The 23,054-nt window shown below is 65.6% G+C and carries 21 protein-coding genes and 1 pseudogene; 8 read left to right on the top strand and 14 right to left on the bottom strand.

What is annotated here, in order from left to right; genetic code table 11:
- Positions 1-93: 93 nt before the first annotated feature.
- Positions 94-1,134, top strand: coding sequence for a M4 family metallopeptidase (locus K8U54_RS22990; protein WP_249907974.1), 1,041 nt, complete (start codon positions 94-96; stop codon positions 1,132-1,134).
- Positions 1,131-1,448 carry a protealysin inhibitor emfourin gene (locus tag K8U54_RS22985; protein WP_249907973.1) on the top strand — a complete coding sequence of 106 codons (318 nt, stop codon included), beginning with the start codon at positions 1,131-1,133 and terminating at the stop codon, positions 1,446-1,448. The genes K8U54_RS22990 and K8U54_RS22985 overlap by 4 nt, the downstream gene beginning before the upstream one ends.
- Positions 1,449-1,602: 154 nt before the next feature.
- Here the strand turns inward: K8U54_RS22985 and K8U54_RS22980 are convergent, their stop codons facing one another.
- The gene (locus K8U54_RS22980; RefSeq protein WP_249907972.1) at positions 1,603-1,950 is read right to left on the bottom strand and encodes a ribonuclease E inhibitor RraB; all 348 of its coding nucleotides are present in this window, start codon (positions 1,948-1,950) and stop codon (positions 1,603-1,605) included.
- A gap of 312 nt (positions 1,951-2,262) precedes the next feature.
- Between K8U54_RS22980 and K8U54_RS22975 the strand changes: the two genes are divergently transcribed.
- A complete protein-coding gene (locus tag K8U54_RS22975) occupies positions 2,263-2,541 on the top strand; it encodes a hypothetical protein (RefSeq protein ID WP_249907971.1) in 279 nt (92 codons plus the stop codon).
- 182 nt (positions 2,542-2,723) lie between these two features.
- Positions 2,724-3,275, top strand: coding sequence for a hypothetical protein (locus K8U54_RS22970; protein ID WP_249907970.1), 552 nt, complete (start codon positions 2,724-2,726; stop codon positions 3,273-3,275).
- 51 nt (positions 3,276-3,326) lie between these two features.
- Here the strand turns inward: K8U54_RS22970 and K8U54_RS22965 are convergent, their stop codons facing one another.
- On the bottom strand, positions 3,327-5,414 hold the full coding sequence (locus tag K8U54_RS22965) for an LTA synthase family protein (protein WP_249907969.1): 2,088 nt from the start codon (positions 5,412-5,414) through the stop codon (positions 3,327-3,329).
- Positions 5,415-5,752: 338 nt separating this feature from the next.
- On the opposite strand from K8U54_RS22965, the gene K8U54_RS22960 reads away from it, so the two are divergent.
- Complete coding sequence (locus K8U54_RS22960) at positions 5,753-6,631, top strand: DNA-3-methyladenine glycosylase family protein (protein WP_249907968.1); 879 nt, start codon at positions 5,753-5,755, stop codon at positions 6,629-6,631.
- Positions 6,632-6,633: 2 nt separating this feature from the next.
- Positions 6,634-7,131 (top strand): methylated-DNA--[protein]-cysteine S-methyltransferase, encoded by a 498-nt coding sequence (locus tag K8U54_RS22955; protein WP_249907967.1) that lies wholly within the window; start codon positions 6,634-6,636, stop codon positions 7,129-7,131.
- Here the strand turns inward: K8U54_RS22955 and K8U54_RS22950 are convergent.
- Genes K8U54_RS22950 through aroC form a run of 4 tightly spaced genes read right to left on the bottom strand, consistent with a single transcriptional unit; the run spans position 7,128 to position 10,584 of the window.
- The gene (locus tag K8U54_RS22950) at positions 7,128-7,673 is read right to left on the bottom strand and encodes an acireductone dioxygenase (RefSeq protein ID WP_249907966.1); all 546 of its coding nucleotides are present in this window, start codon (positions 7,671-7,673) and stop codon (positions 7,128-7,130) included. The genes K8U54_RS22955 and K8U54_RS22950 overlap by 4 nt on opposite strands.
- Positions 7,674-7,720: 47 nt before the next feature.
- Complete coding sequence (locus K8U54_RS22945) at positions 7,721-8,869, bottom strand: MFS transporter (protein WP_249907965.1); 1,149 nt, start codon at positions 8,867-8,869, stop codon at positions 7,721-7,723.
- The gene (locus K8U54_RS22940) at positions 8,866-9,468 is read right to left on the bottom strand and encodes a hypothetical protein (RefSeq protein WP_249907964.1); all 603 of its coding nucleotides are present in this window, start codon (positions 9,466-9,468) and stop codon (positions 8,866-8,868) included. The genes K8U54_RS22945 and K8U54_RS22940 overlap by 4 nt, the downstream gene beginning before the upstream one ends.
- A gap of 24 nt (positions 9,469-9,492) precedes the next feature.
- Positions 9,493-10,584: a chorismate synthase gene (gene aroC / locus K8U54_RS22935; RefSeq protein ID WP_249907963.1), complete on the bottom strand. Its 1,092-nt coding sequence runs from the start codon at positions 10,582-10,584 to the stop codon at positions 9,493-9,495.
- 164 nt (positions 10,585-10,748) lie between these two features.
- On the opposite strand from aroC, the gene K8U54_RS22930 reads away from it, so the two are divergent.
- Both K8U54_RS22930 and K8U54_RS22925 read left to right on the top strand, forming a co-directional pair.
- Positions 10,749-11,729: an alpha/beta hydrolase family protein gene (locus tag K8U54_RS22930; protein WP_249907962.1), complete on the top strand. Its 981-nt coding sequence runs from the start codon at positions 10,749-10,751 to the stop codon at positions 11,727-11,729.
- 105 nt (positions 11,730-11,834) lie between these two features.
- Entirely contained in the window at positions 11,835-12,617 is a 783-nt protein-coding gene (locus tag K8U54_RS22925) for a hypothetical protein (RefSeq protein ID WP_249907961.1), read from the top strand.
- An 863-nt stretch (positions 12,618-13,480) separates the two neighbouring features.
- On the opposite strand, the gene K8U54_RS25490 is transcribed toward K8U54_RS22925, so the two are convergent.
- From K8U54_RS25490 to K8U54_RS22890, 8 genes and pseudogenes are all read right to left on the bottom strand, one after another.
- Positions 13,481-14,185 (bottom strand): methyl-accepting chemotaxis protein, encoded by a 705-nt coding sequence (locus K8U54_RS25490; RefSeq protein ID WP_434060044.1) that lies wholly within the window; start codon positions 14,183-14,185, stop codon positions 13,481-13,483.
- 198 nt (positions 14,186-14,383) lie between these two features.
- Positions 14,384-15,403 (bottom strand): annotated as a pseudogene (locus K8U54_RS25485) (methyl-accepting chemotaxis protein); the annotation flags it as partial.
- A 266-nt stretch (positions 15,404-15,669) separates the two neighbouring features.
- On the bottom strand, positions 15,670-16,329 hold the full coding sequence (pdeM, locus tag K8U54_RS22915; protein WP_249907959.1) for a ligase-associated DNA damage response endonuclease PdeM: 660 nt from the start codon (positions 16,327-16,329) through the stop codon (positions 15,670-15,672).
- Positions 16,326-18,905, bottom strand: a complete 2,580-nt coding sequence (locus K8U54_RS22910) for a ligase-associated DNA damage response DEXH box helicase (RefSeq protein ID WP_249907958.1) — start codon at positions 18,903-18,905, stop codon at positions 16,326-16,328. Before K8U54_RS22910 ends, pdeM begins: the two co-directional genes overlap by 4 nt.
- Positions 18,902-20,641 carry an ATP-dependent DNA ligase gene (locus K8U54_RS22905; RefSeq protein ID WP_249907957.1) on the bottom strand — a complete coding sequence of 580 codons (1,740 nt, stop codon included), beginning with the start codon at positions 20,639-20,641 and terminating at the stop codon, positions 18,902-18,904. The genes K8U54_RS22910 and K8U54_RS22905 overlap by 4 nt, the downstream gene beginning before the upstream one ends.
- Positions 20,638-21,651 carry a ligase-associated DNA damage response exonuclease gene (locus tag K8U54_RS22900; RefSeq protein ID WP_249907956.1) on the bottom strand — a complete coding sequence of 338 codons (1,014 nt, stop codon included), beginning with the start codon at positions 21,649-21,651 and terminating at the stop codon, positions 20,638-20,640. Before K8U54_RS22900 ends, K8U54_RS22905 begins: the two co-directional genes overlap by 4 nt.
- Before the next feature lie 115 nt (positions 21,652-21,766).
- Entirely contained in the window at positions 21,767-21,925 is a 159-nt protein-coding gene (locus K8U54_RS22895) for a DUF3309 family protein (protein ID WP_004373322.1), read from the bottom strand.
- Between the two features lie 243 nt (positions 21,926-22,168).
- Positions 22,169-22,987: a shikimate 5-dehydrogenase gene (locus K8U54_RS22890; RefSeq protein ID WP_249907955.1), complete on the bottom strand. Its 819-nt coding sequence runs from the start codon at positions 22,985-22,987 to the stop codon at positions 22,169-22,171.
- Between the last annotated feature and the right edge of the window lie 67 nt (positions 22,988-23,054).

The raw sequence follows: 23,054 nt of genomic DNA, 5'->3' as shown, positions 1-23,054 counted from the left end.
TGCGACAGAAACATTGCCGGCGCAATGCGTTCCCACCTGTGAGAGGTCAGGTATCGACCTGGCCGCCACGCTTCTCCGGACAAGGAACGCACGATGAACAGCCTGATACCGCCCTACATCCTCGACCGTATCATCGGCCACGGCTCCGAGCGCCAGCGCGACTGTGCGCGCAACACCCTGCAGCACGTCAGCTCCCTCAGGCACAACAACGGCAGGCCGCGCCCGAGCAACGTGCAAGCGCGCCAGCTGCTGCCCGCCGGCCAACCCGAGCGCAGCATTTTCGACGCGCAGCAGCAGATGCAGCTGCCTGGCCAGCTCGCCCGCAGCGAGGGCCAGCCGGCCACCGGCGACGACGCCGTCGACGAAGCCTACGACGCGTTGGGCGCCACCTACCGGTTCTTCCACGAGGTGCTCGGCCGCCATTCCATCGACGGCAACGGCCTGCCGCTGATCGGCACCGTGCACTATGGCCAACGCTATGAGAACGCCTTCTGGAACGGCGAGCAGATGGTCTTCGGCGACGGTGACGGCGAGATCTTCAACCGTTTCACCATCGCCCTCGACGTGGTCGCTCACGAACTGACCCATGGGGTGATCGACAGCGAGGCGGCGCTGGTCTACGTCAACCAGTCCGGCGCGCTCAACGAATCGCTTTCCGACGTGTTCGGCATCCTTACCAAGCAGTACGCACTGCAGCAGACGGTCGAGGCGTCGGACTGGATCATCGGTGCCGGCCTGCTCACCGAGTCGGTGAACGGCAAGGGGCTGCGCTCGATGTCGGCACCCGGCAGCGCTTACGACGACCCATTGCTGGGCAAGGATCCGCAGCCCGGGCACATGCGCGATTTCGTGCAGACCCGCGAGGACAACGGCGGCGTGCACATCAATTCGGGCATTCCCAACCGCGCCTTCTATCTGGCCGCCAAGGCGCTGGGAGGCCATGCCTGGGAGAAAGCCGGGCTGATCTGGTACGACACGCTGTGCGATGAACGCCTGGCCAACGATGCCGACTTCAGCGAATTCGCCCGCCTGTGCGTGGATCGCGCCGCACGGCGTTTCGGCCAGGGCTCCACGGAGGCCGCCGCAGTGGCGCAGGCCTGGCGTGACGTGGGCGTAGAGGGCGGCGCATCATGAACAAGCTGCCTCCGCTGACCGACCAGGCGTTGGTGCGCATTTCCCGGCAAGGCGGCTTCGCGGCCATCGCCACGCTCAGTCGCCCCCGCGAGATCGACTTTGCCCAGTGCGACCCGGACCAGCGTGGGCAGGTGTGTTCGTTGCTGGAAGCCTGCCTGCCGGTTGCCAGCAGGGAGGCCGGCCGCAGTGACCAGCGCTTCTACCGGATCGAGCTGCAGACCTGCGCACAGCGCGCGCAGGAGGAGTTGGTGCTGAACGTTCCCGAGGAGCAGGCCCCCCGGGATCTGGTGACGCTCTGGAAAAATGGCCTTTAGCAGGGGCGTTGAAAAACCTAGGCGAGGCAGCCGGTGCAAGGCGAAGGCAACCGAAAAAGCGGCGTGTACGAGTTGTACATGAGCATTTCGAGGTTGTTTTCAACGCCGCAATGGCAACGTAGGTAGGCTTTCAACGGCCTGTCGGCCTCTGCGGTTACCCCTGGCGGCTGACCGGGTTCAGCTGCTGGGTCACGCCCCAGCCATCGAGTTCGCCGCCGAGGGGAATCACCACCGACTCCAGATCCTGGGCGAAATCGCCGATGCCGGCAGGCGTGACGTGCATCACCTTGCTGACCTGCAGGTACCAGTCGCCCTCGTCACGCTCGGTGACCTGGGCATGCAGGCTTTCGCCGCGAAAGTTGTGGGTGGCCTTGAGGGCCCGGGCGCGGTCGGGAAAGATGGCGTAGAACTCGATGGGATGGACGCTGGCGAAATCGAATCCGCCTTCCTTCATACGGCGCAGAATGCCGCTACCAACATCTTCGTGCAGAATCGTGCTCATAGTTGATCTCCATCGGACGAGGAAATTGATACGCCGTGGAACCGGCGATCTGTCTCAACATGCAACACACGGCGCACCGTGATGACACTCGCGGGTACGAACTGGTCTGAAGACGCGTGCCCGAATCGCGCAGCACGCCTCTCAAGGATAGACCGCAGGTGGCCTGCGGTCATCCAACTATCTTTGCCCCCGCAGCTCGTCGGCCCGCCTCGCCGGCCGGCAACGCCGTGCTATACACGAGGGTGAAGCCACGCCCTGACGGCAGCGCCATGATCACCCTGCCGCCTGGGCCAGACCCACGAGGTACACACCATGAGTACGCTGCAGTGCACTTACCGCGACCACTACATCAGTGCCGAAGTCATGGAGCACCCCGGCATCCCCACACCCTGGGCCGGCGGTTGCCGTATCACCACACCGGACGGTCGCACCACGCGACGTCTGTCGCTGCCGGTCAACGGAGCCTTTCTCGATGACCTGACCAAGGCCCAGCAGGCCTCTATTGCCCACGGCAAGTGGCTGGTCGATCAACATCTGGATAAAAGCCGGGATCTTTTTTCGGAAAATGTGGCCAAACGCCACGCAGCATGAGACTGCGGCAAAAAGCCTGCATACGCAGCGGGCCTTTGGACTGATATTCCGGCATGCAAATGCCTCGATTCGACCGGTCTCATGCCTCACCGATTCGGCCGCGCTCAGGTGCGGCCGTTCCCATTCGAGACGAAGGTTGGATTTTCATGGCGAACCGTACGCTTTCAATTTCCGCTGTTGTAATGACCAGTATTCTGGCGCTGAGCGCCTGCAGCGACGCCAGCAATACCCCCGCCAAGACCGCCTCCGCCGCCCAGAGCAGCCCGCCCAAGCTGCAGGAAAAGGAGGATCTCAGTCCCTTCGCCGGCTTTGCCAGTGCCCGTTTCGGCAGCGACGAAACGGCCGTGCGCGCCGCCTGGAAGGGCTCGCTGCGTGACGGTGGCGGCTCGGACAGCTGCCGCCAGCTGTTCCAGGATCCGCGTCCGGCCAAGGGTTTCGGCTCCTCGTTCATGCTCGAGAACGGCCAGTTCGTGCGTTACGACATCGACAGCCGCGAGCGCAAGGCACCCCGCGGCCTGCAGGTGGGCAGCAGCGCCCAGCAGATCCGCGCCACCTACCCAGGGCGCTTCGAAGAGCAGCCCAACAAGTATGTCCAAGGTGCGACGGACTTTATCGTCACGCCCTATATCGATAGCGAAGCGCGGATGGTGTTCGAGACCGATCCCGACGGCGTGGTAACGCGCTGGCGCATCGGTTTGCCTCCGGCGGTGTTCTACGTCGAAGGCTGCAGCTAAATCGCTCCACCCATAAAAAACCGGCGCCAGGCGCCGGTTTTTTTTTGCGTTTCAGGGCTTGGGTTTATCCGGCATGCCGTCCACCACCCCAGCCGTGTTATCCAGCAAACTCTTGGTAGCGGTTTGCAGGAAGCCTTCCATACGTTTTTTCAGCGCTTCGTCCACGGGCCCGTCTATCCGCGTGGCGGTGGGTTTCGCCCCCAGCCGATAGCGATAGAAACGTGGTTCGAAATCCTTGGGCTGTACCAGCACGTGCTCGGCGGTGACGATGGCCACGGTCTGATCGCCGCCGGACGGCTTGATCACGCCCACGCCACCATCGCCCTCAGGCAGATTGAGCAGGTCGCGTCCCCAGCACTGATGGCGTACCTCGCCACCCAGGCGGCCCATGATGGTCGGCACGATATCCACCTGGGTGCCGACGGTATGACTGACCTTGCCGAATTTCTCCTGAATGCCCGGGGCGATCAGCAGCAGCGGCACGTTGAAGCGCTGCAGATCCATCTCCGTGACCTGGTCGAAGCCGCCAAAACCATGGTCGCCCACGACCACGAACAGCGTCTGCTTGAAATACGGCTCCCTGCGCGCCTTCTCGAAGAACTGCCCCAGCGCCCAGTCCGAATAACGCATGGCGGTGCGGTGCAGATCTTCCTTGCCGTTGATCATCACCGGCTCGACCGGCAGGTCTTTCGGCAGGGCATAGGGCGTGTGGTTGGAAAGCGTCTGCAACAGCGCATAGAAAGGCTTCTCGCCGTAGTTGGTCTTCAGTTCCAGGGCGCCGCGGTCGAACATGTCCTGGTCGGACACCCCCCAGGTGGGGTCCATGAACACCGGGTCGACGAAGTCCTCACGGCCGATGAAGCGGGTCATGCCCTGGTTGCTGAAGAAGCCGGACTGGTTGTCCCATTGGAAGTTGCCGTTGTAGACGTACAGGTTGTCGTAGCCACGGGCGCCCAGCAGCTGCGGCAGGCCGGAGAACTTGTGGGCACCTTCAGGCGTGCGCATCAGGTATTCGAAGCCGGGCAGGTTCGGGAAGCACGCCATGGTGGCGAACATGCCCTGGTGGGTGTGGGTGCCGTTGGAGAAGAAACGGTCGAACAGCAGCCCCTCCCGGCTCAGCTTGTCGAAATACGGGGTGATATTGCCGGGCGCACCAAGGGCGCCGACCGAATGCCCGGCAAAGCTCTCCATCAGGATGACCACCACGTTGCGGATCGGCAGGGTCTTGTCGCCCGGCGGCGTATAGACGCGGCGGATGGCAGCGCTGTCGGCATCGACCAGTTGGTCGTCCACGGTCAGCAGCATGTCGCGGGTGATCTGCCGGGCCTGCTGGTCGTCCAGGGTCGATTGCCAGGTGTTGTCACGGTGCGGGCCGAAGCTCGCCTGGGCCGCGGTGAACAGGGTCAGGGTGCCATTGAGGCCCAGCTGGTTGGCGAACATCGATTCGGTGGTATAGGCATCGCCCCAGCGCAGCGGCGGGCCCTGGCGCAGGTGGCCGCGGGCGGCGATCACCGCGATCAGCAGGCACAGGAAGAACACCGACACCCGCCAGTACCAGGCCACCGCGGGCCGTGCGCCGCCAGCACGGGCCGCCACCTGGGGGCGGCTGGCGCGATCGAAGCGGCTGAACATCCACCACAACAGGCCGGTGATGACGAACCAGGCGACCAGGTAGCGCGCCACCGGAAACCCATTCCACAGCATGCTCATCACCGTGGCCTGGTCTTCCTGCAGGTACTGGAACACCAGGCTGTTCAGGCGCTGGTGGAATTCCTTGTAGAAATCCAGCTCGGCCAGGCCGAGAAACAGCGTCACGCTGGCGAAGACCGTCAGCCACAGGCGCTGCCAGCCGCGGGCCAGCATGGCGCGGGTGCTGAGCAAGGCGATCAGCAGCGGCGCGCAGGCGTAGACCACCACCCGCAGGTCGAAACGCAGGCCGTTGTAGAAGGCCTCGACGAATGCGGCGCCCGGCGTGTCGCCGATCAGCTCGCGGTTGTAGACCAGCAAGGCGACGCGCAGCAGGGTGTACATCACCAGCAAGGCCAGGCCGCTGTACAGGGTGAAGAGCAACTGGCTGCGTATCGCCTGCAGGGAATGGGGGGTGTTGGAAGGGGTGCCCTGAACTGCTGTAGGGGTCATGTTCGATCATCCACAAAAGACGTTTACCAGGCTGTTGAAAAAACTACCTGCGTTGCCGCTGCTTCGTTAAAACCAGGCTCAAAATGCTCATTTACAACACGTAAACTCCGCTTTTTCGCCTGTTTTTGCCTCGCATCAGCGACCTCGCCTACGTTTTTCAACGGCCTGGAACTGCAGGCCCGCCCTGTCACGGCGAGCGGCGCCGCGGCAGTCTGGAGGGTCGGATGTGAAAAATTTGTCGCGACGCATTCTCAATACTCCGCGGCGGGGCACACCGTTCGGCTTTGAAAGTCATTTTTCACGCTGACAAGGCGCCACCTCGGCGTTATCGTCACGCCATGCCAAGCACTGAATTTCTCACCCTGCCCTACCAGGCGCCCTGGGACTGGCAGCAGTTCCACGCTCACTTCAAGCTGCGCGCCATCGCGGGGCAGGAGTGCCTGGGCGAGCACGACTACTGCCGCAGCTTTCGCCTTGGTGATGTAAGCGGCTGGTTTCGCGTCACCGCCCTGCCCGATCAGCATGCCCTGAGGCTGGAGCACAGCGCCTCGGCCAGCGCCTGCCTGGCGGAACTCACCCAGCGGGTGCGGCGCATGTTCGACCTGGATGCCGACCCGGCGCTGATCGCCGCCCATTTCGCCGCCGACCCGCATCTGGCACAGATGCTCGCCCGCCACCCCGGCCTGCGCCTGCCAACCGCCTTCGATGCCTTCGAACAGGCGGTACGTGCCATCGTTGGCCAGCAGGTCACGGTCAAGGCCGCGGTAACCATCACCGGGCGCCTGGTCGAACGGCTCGGCGAACCGCTGGCCGACGCACCTGCAGGCATCGATCGGCTGTTTCCGACACCCGATGCACTGGCGGCTGCCAACCTCGACGGCATCGGCATGCCCGGCAAGCGCGTGCAGACCCTGCAGCACTTCGCCTCCCAGGTCGCCAGCGGCACGCTGCGCCTGGATATCAGCCAGGGGGCGAGCGAGCTGATCGGGCGCCTCTGCGCCCTGCCCGGCATCGGCCCATGGACGGCCGAGTACATCGCCCTGCGCGCCTTCGGCGACGCCGATGCCTTTCCCGCCAGCGACCTGGGCCTGCTCAAGGCACCGATCTGGGGCCCCACCGGCATCACCGCCCGGCAACTGCAGCTGCACGCCGAAGCCTGGCGGCCCTGGCGCGCCTATGCCGCCGCGCACCTGTGGCACAACTATTCGGGAGGCTGAGGATGTTCTATCGCTATCAGGAAAGCCCCATCGGCCGTCTGTTCATGGTCGGCGACGAGCACGGCCTGCAGCAGCTGTTGATGGACGTGGAGCGTACGCCCTGGCAGATCGGTGACGGCTGGCAGGCGGCCGGCTCGCAGCTCGATGATGCCAGCCGCCAGCTCGACGAATATTTCGAGGGCGACCGGCAGCGCTTCGAGCTGCGCCTCAACCCGCAAGGCACGCCCTTCCAGCAGGCAGTGTGGCGGGCGCTACAGCAGATCCCGTTCGGCAGGATCGACAGCTACAGCGCCCTGGCCCAGCGCATCGAACGGCCCAACGCCGTACGCGCCGTGGGCGCCGCCAATGGCGCCAACCCGATCTGCATCATCATCCCCTGCCACCGGGTGATCGGCCGCGACGGCAGCCTGACCGGCTTTGCCGGCGGCCTGCCGCGCAAACAGCTGCTGCTGGAACTCGAGGGCGCGGTGCCGCGGCCCCAGGCCAGCCTGTTCGATTAGTCTTCCAGGCGCGGAAAGCTCGCGGCGATGGCATCACCACTTGGCCGCGCCACCGCGGCGTTGGCGGCAGACAGACGAATCGCCGCACAGTGGGGAAATTCGCCCAGATCGAACCAGTGGCGCGTGCCGGCCGGCACGCTGATCAGCGCATTGCGCTCACCAGCCAAGGCATAGACGTAGTCATCGACATGCAGGCTCAGCAGGCCCTGCCCGGCCAGGAACAGGTACAGCTGCGCGCCGTCGGCCACCATTTCGACTGGCGCCTGAACCGGTTGGTCGCCCTCGCGGGGCCAGTGACGCTGGTCGATGCTGATCACCTCGACCTGGCTCAGGTCGCCGTCACGCTTGAATTGCTCCAGCGACTCGCCCAGGGCGGCGAGGACGGCCTCGCCGGCATCCCCAGCCTGCACCCGCGCCTGGAGCGGCAACTCGCGATATTCGATACCGACCGCCGCCAGGGTGCTGGCGATGTCTTCGGCATGGCCCAGCACCTTGTTGGGGATCTGCGGGCTGGACTGGTGGTGAACGCTCAGGCGACTCATGGGTAATTCCTGTCTGGTGTCGGCCACCTTGCGGCGACCTGATTGGGTCATGTCGGCTCGGCCGTGCGTCGGGCCATGATAACGGCTGCGACCAAGGCGGCCAGCCCCGCCAGGGCGAATGTCCACTGCGGACCAAGGCCGTTCCAGCTATAGCCGGCGTACAGGGCACCCAGCGCGCCGCCGATGCCGGCCAGCGAGGCGTACAGCGCCTGCCCCTGGCCCTGCTGGCGGGCGCCGAAGCTGCGCTGCACGAAGGCGATGGATGCGGCGTGGAAACTGCCGAAGGTGGCGGCGTGCAGCAGTTGGGCGAACAGCAACACGGCCAAGTGATCGGCGAAAAAACCCATCAATACCCAGCGCACCGCGGCGATGGCAAAACTGGCGACCAGCACCTGGCGCAGGCTGAAATGCCTGAGCAACCGCGCCATGGCCATGAACACCAGCACCTCGGCAACCACGCCCAGGGCCCAGAGCATGCCGATCAATCCGCGGCTGTAGCCGAGCTGCTCCAGATAGATGCTCAGGAAGGTGTAGTACGGCCCGTGGGACAGCTGCATCAGCGCCACACAGAGATAGAAAGCCAGCACACCGGGCCGCCTGAGCTGCCTCAGGAAACCACCCTGACCCGCCGCCTGCGACGACGCCAGCGGCTGGGCATCCGGCACCCAGAAGCTGCTCAGGGCGATACCGGTGATGATCAGCAGCAGCGCCCAGGGATAGACATCCAGGCCGAGCAGATCGAAGGCCTTGCCCAGGCCGACCACGCTGAGAATGAAGCCGATCGAGCCCCACAGGCGAATCTGCGCATAGCGCGCCGACTGCTCGCGCAGGTGCGCCAGGGTGATGACCTCGAACTGCGGCAGCACCGCATGCCAGAAGAAGGCATGCAAGGCCATCACCAGGGCCAGCCAGGCATAGCTCTGGCTGACGAAGATCAGGCTCAGGCTGAGCAGGGTGCACAAGGCGCCCAAGCGCACGATGAGCAGGCGCCGACCGCTGTAATCGCCCAGCCAGCCCCACAGGTTCGGGGCGATGCAGCGCATCAGCATGGGAATGGCCACCAGCTCGCCGATGCGTGCTGGCGAAAAACCCAGGTGCGCGAAGTACAGGCCGAGAAACGGCGCCGTGGCACCGAGCAGCGCGAAGTAGAACAGGTAGAAACCGGACAGGCGCCAGTACGGGACTGTCGGCGTCAAACCTGAACACCCTTGCTGTCGAAGAACTGCCGAATCATTGCACTGCTTGCGCCCGGATCACGCAGGGTGACCAACGTGCCGTTGTCATCCACGGTGAAGTGCCCCTTGAAGGCCTCCGGCATGGCTTCGTACTGCCGGTTGACCTGCTCGAGGGTATCGCGCAGGCAGGCGTAGCCATAACGCTCGACCAGATACGGCAATGCGTTACGCCCCCTGAGCAGCTCGTACTCCTGATAGTTGTATGGCGTGGACTGCTGCCTTTTCGCCAGGGTCTGGCGAAAGCCTTCGAGCAATCGCTGCAACTGCTTCTCTTCCGAGCGGCGCGCCAGGCCACGAAGGGCATAGACCTTCATGTCCAGGTAGCGCTCCTTGCGATAGGCAAGGGCGAAAAACTCATCGAGCGTCTGGAAATCCAGGTCATACAGCAGCCTGAGTACCTGCTTGCGCACATCGAGCTGCTTGCTGCTGGTGTAGAGCTCAACGAGGTAGCCAGCGCCCTGCTCGTCGATCTGCGCCGGCTCCAGCGCGAACAGCGCATCGCGAACCGCCGAGATGCGCTTGCCGGTCACGCTGCGTAGCACCTCGGGAAATTCGCTCATACCACCCTCGCCTTGCAGGCTCGCTCAAAGCTGCGGCAGTACCGGCGTATTCACGCGCACATCGGCGTTCTGCCCACGGTGGCGCAACAGGTGATCCATCAGCACCATGGCCATCATCGCTTCGGCGATCGGCGTGGCGCGGATGCCGACGCAGGGGTCGTGGCGGCCCTTGGTGATCATGTCCACCGCGTTGCCATCGACGTCCACCGAGCGCCCTGGCGTGGTGATGCTGGAGGTCGGCTTGAGCGCCAGATGGGCGACGATCGGCTGGCCGCTGGAAATGCCGCCGAGAATGCCGCCGGCATGGTTGGACACGAAGCCCGCCGGGGTCAGCTCGTCACGGTGCTCGGTGCCGCGCTGGGCCACCGCGGCGAACCCATCACCGATTTCCACGCCCTTGACCGCGTTGATGCTCATCAGCGCATGGGCCAGCTCGGCGTCCAGGCGGTCGAAGATCGGCTCGCCCAGGCCCGGCATCACCCCCTCGGCAACCACGGTGATCTTCGCACCCACCGAATCCTGGTCGCGGCGCAGCTGATCCATGTACGCCTCCAGCGCCGGCACCTTGTCCGGGTCAGGGCTGAAGAAGGCGTTCTGCTCTACCGAATCCCAGGTCTTGAAAGGGATTTCGATGGGGCCGAGCTGGCTCATGTAGCCGCGAATGACGATGCCCTGGCCCGCCAGGTACTTCTTGGCGATGGCCCCGGCCGCCACGCGCATGGCGGTCTCGCGGGCCGAGCTGCGGCCACCGCCACGGTAGTCGCGGATGCCGTACTTGTGGTGGTAGGTGTAGTCGGCGTGGGCCGGGCGAAACAGGTCCTTGATCGCCGAGTAGTCCTTGGACTTCTGGTCGATGTTGCGGATCAGCAGGCCGATGGCGCAACCGGTGGTCTTGCCCTCGAACACCCCGGAAAGGATTTCCACCTCGTCGGCTTCCTGGCGCTGGGTGGTGTGACGGCTGGTACCGGGCTTGCGGCGATCCAGGTCGCGCTGCAGATCGTCCAGGGAAATCTCCAGGCCCGGTGGGCAGCCGTCGACGATGGCGACCAGCGCCGGGCCATGGCTCTCGCCTGCCGTGGTGACGGTGAACAGCTTGCCGAAGGTATTGCCGGACATTGCGCGAGACTCCAGAGACGTTCGATCTGCAGCCTGCGGCGAAAAGGCAGGCCCATAGAGAAAGCCGCTGAGTATACTCCCAGCCAACCGCCGAGATCACCCGTGCGCGAACCTTTGGCCATTTGCCAGCGTCCAACAGAGCCCATCACAGACCCGTCTCCATCATGCTGCGAGCCTTGCTTTTGACCCTTTCCCTCTTCACCGGCCTGGTCCAGGCCGCCCCCATCCTGCGTGAACCGGTCAGCCTGGATACCGGCCAGGGCGTGTTGCACGGCTCGCTGGTGCTGCCGCAGCGCAGCGAAGCGGTGCCCGTGGTGGTGCTGGTGGCCGGCTCGGGGCCGACCGACCGTAACGGCAACAACCCCGGCGGCGGGCATAACGACGCGCACCGCAAGCTGGCCCAGGCCCTCGCCCAGCAAGGCATCGCCAGCGTGCGTTACGACAAGCGCGGCATCGCCGCCAGCTTTGCCGCCACGCCGCACGAACGCGACCTCAGCGTGGAGCGCTACGTGGCCGACGTGGTGGCCTGGGTCCATCAGTTGCGCCAGGACAAACGCTTCAGCCAGGTGATTCTGGTTGGCCACAGCGAAGGCGCGCTGATCGCCACCCTGGCGGCCAACCAGGCAGACGCGGATGCTCTTGTGTCGATCGCCGGCAGTGCGCGGCCCATCGACCAGCTGCTGCGCGAGCAACTGCGCAACCGCCTGCCGCCGCGTCTGCGTGGCGAGGCCGAGGCGCTGCTCGAAGCGCTGCATGAAGGCCGCCAGGTGCCCCAGGTGTCGGACGAGCTGACCGTACTGTTTCGCACCAGCGTGCAGCCCTACCTGATTTCCCTGTTCCGCCAGGATCCGGCGGCGGCCTTCGCGCAGGTCAAGGTGCCGGCACTGATCCTGCAGGGCGATCACGATATCCAGGTCAGCGTGCAGGACGCCGAGGCGCTGCACGCCGCCAACCCACGGGCCGAATTGCAGATCGTCAGCGGCATGAACCACGTGCTGCGCATCGTGCCCATGGACATGGACGCGCAACTGGCGTCCTATGACAACCCCGACCTGCCCCTGGCCCGCGGCCTGACCGCTCGCCTGGCGAGCTTCATCAAGGCGCTGCCAGCTGCAGAGACGGCCAACGCTGCCGATAACCCCTAGAACCCTTCATGACCTGCTGCGCAGCGACCACTGGCTGCCCCTTGGGATCATGAGTCCGTCCCGACCGCCCTGCCAGCTGCAGGGCGGCTTCTCGAGGAACGCCAGATGACCGACAGCGAAACCACCGCCGTCGCCGCGCCGGAAGGCGAGCAGCCCGAATCGTCGCACCCCTGGGCGAACCTGCAGCCGGAGCATTTCCGTCTGCTGCGCCTGTCGCCGCTGCCCGTCGACCGCCACACCGGCGCCCGCCCGCTACGTTTCGTGCAGCTCGGCCGCGTCGAGCGGCACAGCAAGGAACAGAGCCTGCTGCGCCTGAGCCTGCAACTGCCCGGCCAGAAGGTGCGCAAGGAACAGAACGTGCTGGAGCTGTGGCTCGATCACCGCACCAAGGAGGCGCGCTTCGGCCCCGACAGCGGCCTCAGCCTGGAGCCGCACAACCGCGGACTTGGCCGCTTTCTGCTGGCCCAGGCGGCGGCCTGGGCGAAGCAGCACTGCGCCCACTACAGCCTGGAAAGCGGCCCGCTGCCCAGCCGCGATGCGCTCAACGACGAGGCCCGCGCACGCCGCGACCACTGCCTCAAGGCGCAGGGCTTCAGCGTCGACTACCAGGAAAACCAACTCAAGGCGCAGTACAGCGCCGCACGGGTCAGCGCCCTGCACGGCGACTGGAACGCCGACAAGGTACAGTTCATCGAGCAGCTGGACGCTGCGCAGATGCTGCAGCTGGCCGACCAGAACCTGCAGGAACAGGACGTCCAGTTGCGCAAGCAGCGTGAGCGCCTGGAGCAGCTCAAGCGCGAGGATGGCGGCCTGCGCTTCACCATCGCCTGCCTGGTGGCCTTCTGTCTGTTCCAGGCCGGTTTGCTGATCTGGATTGCGACTCACTGATCGCCCTCGCGAGGCCCGCGCAAAAAGGGTTCTTCGCATTTTAGCGGGAATGTCTGGTTGATACCGGACTGGCAATTACGTGTTAGCTGTCGGTGACTTGGCACTCTCCATTGGCCCGCCGCCTGGCCGAATGGTTTTCGCCCCTTACGGGCGCCTTACTTTCTTTGCTTGTGCAAAGAAAGTAAGCAAAGAAACACACCCCTACATCCGGCCCCGGCTGCGCCGCGGTTCCCTCGTTCCATCACCACTCCAGGGGCACGCCGTGAAGGGCCATCCCTGGCCCTTCACGGCTCTCGCGACATCCATGTCGCTCAACCCCTTACGTGGCGATTCCACTCGGCCTCCTGAAGGGGACTTGGGCGTCGTCTGTGAGATCGCAACTCGAGAGCAACAGCAAAAACAGACGCTGCCTAACTTGAGTCCGTGGAAATCTTGCAAGCCCGCGCTCCGGTCCCGTCAGTTCGTAGGGTGGACGACGCTTCACCCGTCCACCGCCCCGTGATCGCACGGTGGATGAAAAGAGCGTCATCCACCCTACGAACTGGTGAACTGCCTGCGATTCAGGGGGCGCGCAGAGCCCGTCCAGGAGGGCGATGGAGTGAGCGAACCCCAGCGCAGCCGGGGCCGTATGATCGGGCGGAGGGTTTTGGTTACTTTTGCCCGCAAAATTGACTCGCCCGACAGGGCGAAACGGGAGATGTCAGCAAACCCACGCAAGCAGCTTGAGCGGCAAAACCACCCGCGTACTCACACTAACTTGCCAGTCCGGTGTCAGGCCCATCCTCCCCGCAAAAATGCAAAGAACCAAAAAAAGGCCGTTGCTCGGAGAGCAACGGCCTTTTCGTTTCAGCGCACCTTCGTGATCAGACGCGGAAGTGGCTGACCATCTGCTGCAGCTGGCTGCCCAGACGGGCCAGCTCGACGCTGGAGGCAGCGGTCTCCTCACTGGCGGACGCGGTCTGCTCGGAGATGTCGCGCACGTTGATCACGCTGCGGCTGATCTCCTCGGCTACCGCGCTCTGCTGCTCGGCGGCGGCGGCGATCTGCTGGTTCATCGACTGGATGTTCGACACCGTACGGGTGATGCTTTCCAGCGAACCCCCGGCCTTGCGGGTCAGCTCTACACTGCTGTCGGTCAGCTCGCGGCTGCTGTGCATGATGCTGGCCACCTGCTGGGTGCCATGCTGCAGACCGGCGACCAGTTCCTCGATCTCCTCGGTGGATTTCTGCGTGCGCTGGGCCAGGCCACGCACTTCGTCGGCGACCACGGCAAAGCCACGACCGGCCTCGCCAGCGCGAGCGGCTTCGATGGCCGCGTTGAGCGCCAGCAGGTTGGTCTGCTCGGCCACCGCCTTGATCACGTCCATCACGCTGCCGATCTTGTTGCTTTCCTGCTGCAGATGGCTCATCGCTTCGGTGGAACGGGTCACTTCGGCCGCCAGGCGTTCGATCTGCGCGATGGCCTCGCCCACTACCCGGTCACCCAGGTTGGCTTCGCGGTCGGCGTCGGCGGCAGCGCGCGAGGCGTCGGCGGCGTTGCGCGCCACTTCCTGCACGGTGGCGGACATCTCGTGCATGGCGGTGGCCACCTGATCGGTTTCCACCTTCTGGCTGTTGACTCCGGCGCTGGTCTGCTCGGTAACGGCCGACAGTTCCTCGGCAGCACTGGCGATCTGGGTGACGCTATCGCGGATGCCGCCGATGAGGTCGCGCAGGGTACTGCCCATGCGCTGGATGCCCTGCTGCAGCACGCCCAGCTCGTCGCGGCGCGTCACCTGCAGGGTCTGGCTCAGGTCGCCACCGGCGATGCGCTCGACGGCCACCAGGGTTTCCTGCAGCGGGCGGGTGATCTGGCGGGTGATCAGCCAGGCCGCGAGGATACCGACCAGCAGCGCGATCACCGTGGTGCTCAACTGCAGGGTACGGGCCGACGCCGTTTCACTGTCGCGGCGCTCCATCTGGATGGCGGTCAGTTCCTTGCTGATCCGCACGATCTCGTACCCTTCATCGGTCAGTTCCTTGCGCGCCACGGCGATGGTCTCGGTGGCGGCTTTGAAGGCCATGACCGCAGCACGGTAATTATCCAGGCCGGTGGTGACCAGGTCGACCCGCGGGCCATGGTCGGCTGCGAAAATCTGACGGAACGCTTGTAGGTCTCCAATGGTTTTGTCGATCTGCGCCATGGCATCACGTTCAGCCTCGGCCGTCGGCGTGTAGGTGTAAATGCGCACGTTGTAGCGCACCAGTTGCAGGTTTTCCTTGGCCGTGGTGATGGCCTGAAACTGGGCTGCACGATCCTCTTCATAAGGAGGCAGCGCCATGACCGCGGCGCTGATATCTTCCATGGCCTGGCTGGCAGCAACGGCGTGACGGGTCATGTCCTGACGCGTCTGGTTGACGGCGCGATAGCCGCTGCGCATCTTGTTCAGCGACACCTGATAGGCATCGATCTGCGCGCCCTGGTCCTGCAGCAGGCTTATGTTTGCAGGGCTCTTGAACGAAGCCAGCACCTGGGCGTGCTGGGTCTTGAAGCCGTCGAGGGACTTCTGCACGGTCGCGGCCGCTTGCTCGTCGCCGTTGGTGAGCATGTATTGCAGGCGGGTGACGCGCAGGTCGGTGAGCGTGTCGTTGAGCCGAGCGATGTCATTGGTCCAGTCGCTGCGCTGGATAAGGCTGCCAAGGCTGGTCCAACCGGTCAGCGCGAGTACACAGGTAAGGGCGAGCACGAGGCCGAAGCCCAAGGCGAGTTTCAGGGTGACGCTGATGTTCGAAAACCAGCTGTTCATATAATAATTCTCCAATTTGTGACCGGGTTCAGGCAGCTGGAAAATTATTATTGGACCGAGCTGTTTTTTTGAGCGGCACGCATTCTATCGGCAGAGCCATAAATAACTAGAGATCGATGAATGTTTCGGCTGATGACCGACGATACGGGCGGGAAGTGACGTCCGTGGAGGAACTAAAACACGATTGTTCAACGATATAGCGTGGAAGAACGGCGATTCGCCAGTACTCCGGCTAATTCAGGCGTGACGATCCGTCGCATGGTCAGTCAGGCCAATCGCCATACCGCGCCATCCAAAGCGCCATAGATGGCCCGCCTGATCGTCGCCTCGATGGCCATGCCGCCGGTGAATTCCCCGAAGGCCGGCAACAGGGTCACTGCCGGCTCGATGCTGAAGCACGGCATGCGCAGCCGGTCCCGCCCTCGCCCGCGCAGTACGAAAACCGGATGCAGGTGCCCGGCTAGCACGTGGCGTCCCGGGCACTCCAGTACCTCGTGACACAGCGCGAACGGCCCCATCGGCCAGGGCTCGCCCACCACCTCGATGCCCAGCTCGGCCGGCGGATCGCCGGCACTGCGATCATGGTTGCCGCGTACCAGCAGGATCTGCAGGTCGGGGTGTCGGCTGCGCCACGCCTGCAAGGCGGCCAGGGTGCTGCCGCTGCGGGCCGGCCTGGCGTGCAGGAAGTCGCCGAGGAAGATCAGCTGGCCGGTGGGATAGTCGTGCAGCAGTTGGTCGAGGCGCTGCAGGTTGCGCGCCGTGGTGCCCTGGGGCACCGGCTGGCCAAGCACCCGGTAGGTGGCGGCCTTGCCGAAGTGCGCGTCGGCGATCAGCAGCGCCTGCCTGGCCGGCCAGTACAGGGCCTTGTCGGCCAGCAGCCACAGCGTTTCTCCGGCTATGTCCACTGCCAGGTGGGCTGCACTCATGCCGACCCGGTCCTGGTCTTGCGTGTCGGCCGACCATCCTTGCGCTTGCGCTCGCCACGGCGGATCGGCGGCTCGACTTCCACCAGCGGCGCTTCCGCCACCTGGGGTCCGGGCCCGGCGGCGCGCTCCAGTTCGCCGAGCATGCGGGCGATGCGATCGGCGAGCTTTTCCGAGCTGAGCCGTTCGCGAAAACGCTCCACCATCAGCGGGAACGCCAGCGGCGGGGCGCGGCGCAGGGCATGCAGGTTGAGCTGCGCGGCGCGCATGTCGGCCAGGGTATGACGCAGCTGCTGCACGTCCAGCTCCTGACTGAGCACTTCGTCATGGGCCTGGATGAGCAACAGGTTGTCCGGGTCGTACTGGCGGAACACATCGAAGAACAGCCCACTGGACGCCTGCACCTGGCGCAGGCTCTTGCCCGCACCGGGGTAACCGCCGAACACCAGGCCGGCGATCCGGGCGATCTCGCGAAAGCGCCGCTGCGCCAGCTCCCCGGCATTGAGGCTGGCGAGCACGTCATGCAGCAGGTCGTGGTCACCGAACAGGTCAGCATCGAGCAGCCGTGGCCAATCCACCTCGCTGGCGCACAACAATTCCAGGCCATAATCGTTGACGGCAATGGAAAAGCTCAGGGGCTGCCGCTGCCCCAGGCGCCAGGCCAGCAGGCTGGCCAGCCCCAGGTGCACGTTACGGCCCGCGAAGGGGTACAGAAACAGGTGCCAGCCTTCGCGCGAATGCAGGGTCTCGGCCAGCAGCGTGCCGGGCGCCGGCAGTGCCGACCAGTTGGCCTGCACCTCGAGCAATGGCTGCAGCAGGCGCATCTCCGGCCCCTCGAAACGGCCCTGGGCGGCCTCGCCGAAACGTGCCACCAGCGCTTCGGCCAAGGTATTGGAAAGGGGCATGCGCCCGCCATTCCAGCGCGGCACGCTGGCCTTGCCGGCGGCGCTGCGCTTGACGTAGGCAGTCATGTTCTCGACCCGCACCAGCTCCAGGGGGCGACCGCCGAACAGGAACACGTCACCAGGACGCAGACGGGCGATAAAGCCCTCCTCGACGCTGCCCAGAGAGCCGCCACCGCCGCCCTTGCTCCACCATTTCACGGTCAGGCTGGCATCGCTGACGATGGTGCCCACGCTCATCCGATGGCGACGGGCCAGGCGCGGGCTGGGCACCCGCCAGATGCCCTCGTCGTCCGGCTCGACACGCTGGTAATCCGGGTAGGCGCTGAGGGACTCGCCGCCCTGGCGCACGAAGGCCAGCGCCCAGCGCCACTGCGCCTCATCGAGGTGGCGATAGGCCCAAGTGCTGCGTACCTCGCGCAGCAGCTCGTCAGGCCGGAAGCCACCACCGAGTGCCACGCTGACCAGGTGCTGGACCAATACATCCAGGGGCTGACGGGGCGATTCCCGCGCCTCGATACGCCCCGCTGCCACGGCATCCTGCAGGGCGGCGGCCTCGAGCAACTCCAGGGCATGGGTCGGCACCAGGGTGGCGCGCGAGATACGCCCCGGCGCGTGCCCGGAGCGCCCGGCGCGCTGCAGCAGGCGGGCGACGCCCTTGGCCGAGCCGATCTGCAGGACCCGTTCGACCGGCAGGAAGTCAACCCCCAGATCCAGGCTGGAGGTGCACACCACCGCCTTGAGCTTGCCCTGCTTGAGCCCGCTCTCGACCCAGTCGCGTACCTCCCGGGCCAGGGAGCCGTGATGCAGGGCGATCAGCCCGGCCCAGTCCGGCCGTGCACCGAGCAAGGCCTGGTACCAGAGCTCCGATTGCGAGCGGGTATTGGTGAATACCAGGCTGACGCTGCTGTTTTCCAGTTCCTCGACCACCTGGGGCAGCAACCGCAAGCCCAGGTGACCCGCCCAGGGAAAACGCTCCACCGCCGGCGGCAACAGGGTGTCGATCAGCGGTTTGCCGCCCTGCTCGCCGCGCACCAGGCGACCGCTGCCGTCGGGCAGCAACACCTCCAGGGCGTGAGGCTGATTGCCCAGGGTCGCCGACAGGCCCCAGACGATCAGCCCCGGGTTCCATTGGCGCAGCCGCGCCAGGGCCAGCTGCAACTGCACGCCACGCTTGTTGCCAAGCAATTCGTGCCACTCGTCCACCACCAGCATGCCGACCTGGGCGAACTGGGCTTTCGCATCGGCGCCGGTCAGCAGCAGGGTCAGGCTTTCGGGGGTGGTCACCAGGGCCGTGGGCAGGCGCCGCGCCTGGCGCTGGCGTTCTGCGCTACCGGTATCGCCGGTACGCATGCCCACCGTCCAGGGCAGTTCCAGGCCGTCGATCGGCGCCTGCAGGGCCCGCTGGGTGTCGGCCGCCAGGGCGCGCATCGGGGTGATCCACAGCACCGTCAACGGCGCCGCTGCCGGCGCTCGCTTGCTGCCTGCGGTTTTTTTCGACGGTGCTTTACCGGCGAATCGATTGAGCGCTGCAAGCCATACCGCATAGGTTTTGCCGGCGCCGGTGGAGGCATGCACGAGGCCGCTCTGCCCGTCGGCGACGGCTTGCCAGACTTCTTTCTGAAAGTCGAAGGCCTTCCAGCCGTTACGCCGCAGCCAGGTGCTGGCCAGAGTCATGGCAGGAGTTCCTGCAGCAACTCCAGGGTGTCGGCCTCCTCCACGCCCTTGTCGTGACGCCAGCGCAGCATGCGCGGAAAACGCACGGCGATGCCGCTCTTGTGCCTGGGCGAACGGGCGATGCCCTCGAAGCCCAACTCGAACACCAGGCTGGGCGTCACGCTGCGTACCGGGCCAAACTTCTCCACCGTGGTCTTGCGCACGATGGCGTCGACCTTGCGCATTTCCTCGTCGGTCAGCCCCGAATAGGCCTTGGCGAAGGGCACCAGGCGCCGCTCGGGATCGCCCGGCGCGCCGTCCCAGACGGCGAAGGTGTAGTCGCTGTACAGGCTGGCCCGGCGACCATGGCCGCGCTGGGCGTAGATCAGCACGGCATCGACGCTCAGGGGGTCGATCTTCCACTTCCACCACACGCCGACGTCCTTGCTGCGCCCGACGCCATAGGCCGCCTCACGGCCCTTGAGCATCATGCCTTCGACCCCCAGCGAGCGCGAGGCCTCGCGCTGCTCTGCCAGGGTCTGCCAGGTATCGCCATGCAGCAATGGTGACGGCATCAGCCGCGGGCTGGCGCAGCCCGCCACTACCTCTTCCATCTGCGTGCGGCGCTGGTGCTGCGGGCGGCTGCGCCAGTCCTCGCCCTGCCACTCCAGCAGGTCGTAGGCGAGCACCGCCACCGGCACTTCCTCGAGCAGCTTGCGGCTCAGGGTCTTGCGGCCGATGCGCTGCTGCAACAGGGCGAAGGGCTGGATGCCGAACCGCTCGAGCTGCGCCTCGACCTGGTCGTTGAGGCGCTCGGCGGGCTCGTCGGCAGCCTGGGCCATCAACTCGCCCTGCTGAGCCGTGGCCTCAGGCGCGTGGCGCCAGACCACCAGTTCCCCATCGATCACCGTGCCATCCGGCAACAGGGGCGCCAATTCCTGCAACTCGGGAAAGCGCTCGCTGATCAATTCCTCGCCCCGCGACCAGACCCACAACTGCCCGTCACGCTTGACCAGCTGGGCACGGATGCCATCCCACTTCCATTCGATCAGCCAGTCGGCCGGGGCGCCCAGGCTGGCCTCGAACTCGTCCAGGGGGCGCTGCAGCGGGTGGGCAAGAAAGAACGGGTACGGCTGGCCGCCACGCTGGGCGTGTTCATCATCCGATTCGGCGGCGATCAGCCGCTCGTAGGACGCTGCCGTAGGCCGATGCGACAGATCGGTATAACCGACCAGGCGCTGGGCGACGCGTTTGGCGTCCACCTCGGCGATGGCCGACAGGGCGCGGGTGACCAGCAGCTTGGAAACCCCGACCCGGAACGCGCCGGTGATCAGCTTGATGCTGACCATCAGCGATGGCCGGTCCAGCTGCGCCCACAGGGCATCGAGGCGCATCGCCAGTTCATCGGGCGGCAACCCGCGCAGCGGCAGCAGCTTGTCCTCGACCCATACGGCGAGACCGTCCGGGGAGGTGGAAGTGGCTTCGGGCAACAACAGGGCGATGGTTTCCGCCAGGTCACCCACCGCCGAATAGCTTTCCTCGAACAACCAGTCGGACAGGCCGGCGCGCTGCATCGCCAGCTCGCGCAGCTGCCGTGAAGGCACCAGTTGCCGCGGCCGGCCGCCGGCGAGAAAGTACACGGCCCAGGCGGCATCGGCCGGCTCGGCATCGCGCAGGTAGTCCTGCAGCGCGGCCAGCTTGGCGTTGCTCGAGGTGGTGGCGTCGAGGCGCGCGTACAGCTGCGCGAAGGCGATCATGAACTCGCCTCCACGGCCGCGTCGTCTTCCTCACCGTATTCAGTGGCGAAGGCCTGGGCATCCAGGCCCTGCTCGCGCAGATGGCGTACCAGGATATTCACCGAGCCGTGGGTGACCATGACCCGCTCGGCGCCGGTCTGCTCGATGGCCCACAGCAACCCCGGCCAGTCGGCATGGTCGGACAGCACGAAGCCGCGATCCACGCCACGGCGCCGACGCGTGCCGCGCAGCAGCATCCAGCCACTGGCGAAGGCATCGCTGTAGTCACCGAAGCGGCGTATCCAGGTGCTGCCACCGGCCGAGGGCGGCGCCAGCACCAGCGCCTGGCGCAGCAGCGGATCGCCTTTCGGCACATCGCCGGCGTAACGGGTTGGCGGCAGGTAGACGCCGGCATCGCGGTACACCTGGTGCAGCGGCTCCATGGAGCCGTGGCCAAGGATCGGCCCGATGCCTTCATCGATGCCATGCAGGATGCGTTGCGCCTTGCCGAAGGCGTAGCAGAACAGCACGCTGGCCCGCCCGGCCTGCTGGTTGTGCCGCCACCACTCGTTGATACCGGCGAAGATCTGCGCCTGGGGCTGCCAGCGGTAGATCGGCAAACCGAAGGTCGACTCGGTGATGAAGGTATGGCAACGCACCGGCTCGAAGGGATCACAGGTGCCATCCGGCTCGACCTTGTAGTCGCCCGAAGCGACCCAGACTTCGCCGCGGTACTCGAGGCGCACCTGGGCCGAGCCCAGCACGTGGCCGGCGGGGTGAAAACTCAGGGTGACGCCGTGATGGTCGATGGTCTCGCCATAGGCCAGGGTCTGCAGGTTGATGTCACGTCCCAGGCGCGTGCGCAGAATGCCCTCGCCCGGCGCGGCGGCCAGGTAATGGGCGCTGCCGGTACGCGCATGGTCGCCATGGCCATGGGTGATGACGGCGCGCTCGACGGGGCGCCAGGGGTCGATATAGAAATCTCCGGGAGGACAATACAGGCCTTCGGGCCGTGCAATCACCAGATCCAAGCAGGCGACCTCCGGGTGGGAAATGAGGGGGATGTAGCGAGGTGTGGAGGGCGGGCCACCGTCGACGGCTCGAGCCGCCGACGGCTACGCCTGCATCAGCGATGCAGGCGCTGGCTCATATGTAGCCCAGTAGCAGCAGCACCAGCACGATAACCAGCACCAGTCCCAGACCGCCGGTAGGCCCGTAGCCCCAGCTGCGGCTATGCGGCCATGCCGGGATGGCACCAATCAGCATCAGGATCAGAATGATCAGCAGTATGGTTCCCAAGCCCATGGCTATCTCCTTGCTTTTCTGTCGACGGCCGCCGGTTAGCGGCGCGCCTGGCATCGGAAGCCTGGATAAGGCGTTCCGGTCGGATGCAGGGCATGGCGCTGCGGCGAAGCCAGCGTCTGGCAGAGCGCTCGACGCAGCGCCATGCCCTACACCTTTTACGACTTGGCCGGGAAAGGGAAAGTGCAAACTTTAAGTGACCGGAGGCAGGATTCCGGTCGTAACGCGGCATCGAGAGAGGCCTTGCTAGTCGGCCAGGGCGAAGCGCGCCGCCCGCTCGATCAGCTCGTCATCGGGGCGTACGCCGGTGTACAGCACGAATTGCTCGACGGCCTGCAGCACGATCACTTCGCCGCCGGTGATCACCGGTTTGCCCAGGGAGCGGGCCAGGCGAATCAGCGGGGTTTCCACCGGTACGGCCACCACATCGAATACCCAGTTCGCCGCCTCCACCGCCTGCTCGTCGAACGCCAGCTGGTCGGCCTCGGCGCCGCGCATGCCAAGGGGCGTAACGTTGACCAGCAACGCTGCCGGCTCGTCGCCCAATGCCTCGCGCCAATGCACGCCGCACTGCTCGGCCAGCGCCCTGCCCGCCGCCTCGTTGCGGGCGACGATAGAGCCGTCGGCGAAGCCGCTGTCGCGCAGCGCGCAGGCCACGGCCTTGGCCATGCCGCCGCTGCCGCGCAGGGCGTAGCGGCTGCTGGTCGGTACGCCATGCTTGTGCAGCAGTTTCACCACCGCGCTGTAGTCGGTGTTGTAACCGGTCAGGCGGCCGTCATCGGCAACGATGGTATTGACCGACTGCAGCGTCGCCGCCGACTCGTGCAGGCCGTCGAGGTGCCTGATGCAGGCTTCCTTGAACGGCATCGACACCGCGCAGCCGCGAACGCCAAGGGCGCGAATGCCGCCGATGGCCGCCGGCAGATCGCTGGTGGTGAAGGCCTTGTACAGGTAATCCAGCTCCAGCTCGCGGTACAGATAATTCTGAAAGCGCGTGCCGAAATTACCTGGCCGCCCGGACAGCGACATGCACAGGCGGGTGTCTTTGCTGATGCGCAGGGTCATTCGCGAACCTCGGAAATGACGACGCCGGTTCGACAGAGGCATCGAGCCGGCGACAGGGATGTTCAGG

Source organism: Pseudomonas fulva (assembly GCF_023517795.1).
GTDB classification, from domain to species: Bacteria; Pseudomonadota; Gammaproteobacteria; order Pseudomonadales; family Pseudomonadaceae; genus Aquipseudomonas; species Aquipseudomonas fulva_D.
The sequence above is the reverse complement of the archived record's forward strand: the minus strand, read 5'-3'. Positions and strand labels throughout refer to the sequence as shown.